Consider the following 887-nt stretch of genomic DNA (forward strand, 5'->3'; position numbering starts at 1 on the left):
CCTGCAATTCTTGCAAAGGCAACTACCCCTTTCTTTTCAACGCGAGCTGGAAATCATACTGGCCTGGGACTGACCGCATGTTCCCAGATGGTCTCGACGTTGAACGGAAAGCTCGTCATCCATAGCGCCCAAGGTGTCGGTACAACCGTGCAGGTCAGGATTCCTGTGCGTTCCACCGCAGCCAGATTTTGGCAATCGTCCTCAGGCGCAGCTGAAAAAAAGTAGAGGGCGCGGGCGGATCGCAAACCATTTTCACTTGAAGCGCAGGGGTATGCGCTACCATCGCGAAACCTGCCGGGCGTTCGTCTGGGCCAGCCTACACCGATGATGACCCTGGAAGCTTACGGCTCTCTGAAATGAGGATCTACGCCTCCGGCTGCGTCAGGAGCAGGTGGTCAGTTGTTGGGGGAATTTTATCGGAAAAGAGAAAGGTCGCTGGATCAAGTTTCAACGCCTTGGCGATCGCCGCAATCGTGTCGACGCTGATGTTGCCGCTGGCGCGCTCCAGTTTCATATATGTCGCCTCCGCCACGCCGATGAGCTCAGCCATCTCGTACCGGTGCAAAGTACGCCGTTGTCGCTCAATATCGATGATGTGGGCCAGCCGCTTGCGGATCGCATTGTCGTCCAACGGATGCGCCCATTCCGGAACCTTCTTACCGCCGGCGAGCAGTCCTGCAAAAGACAGTTGCAAGCCGTTTGCCATGATCTGCAGTGTGGTCAATGTGACATTATTCTTCTGACGTACGGTCTGGATGTAGGTTCGATAGGCCAGTTTTTCGCCCTCGGCGGTCCGAAACAGCTCGGCCATGTGCATATGGGATAGGCCGCGCTTGGCTCTCTCCCGCTCAAGCGCTAGGGCAATGTTGGCGCGCAGCGGGTTGTTG

2 protein-coding genes are annotated in these 887 nt (G+C 56.6%); one reads left to right on the forward strand and one right to left on the reverse strand.

Going from position 1 to position 887, the window contains the following annotated elements; all coding sequences use genetic code 11:
• Positions 1-225: ATP-binding protein (locus AC1D0I_RS32650; protein WP_477400193.1), on the forward strand; the 225-nt coding region annotated here is incomplete at its 5' end.
• Positions 226-364: 139 nt separating this feature from the next.
• Here AC1D0I_RS32650 and AC1D0I_RS32655 read toward each other — a convergent pair.
• Positions 365-887 (reverse strand): helix-turn-helix domain-containing protein (locus tag AC1D0I_RS32655; protein WP_477400194.1); only part of this gene is annotated, 523 nt, incomplete at its 5' end.

The organism is Mesorhizobium sp. P2_D1 (assembly GCF_056404455.1).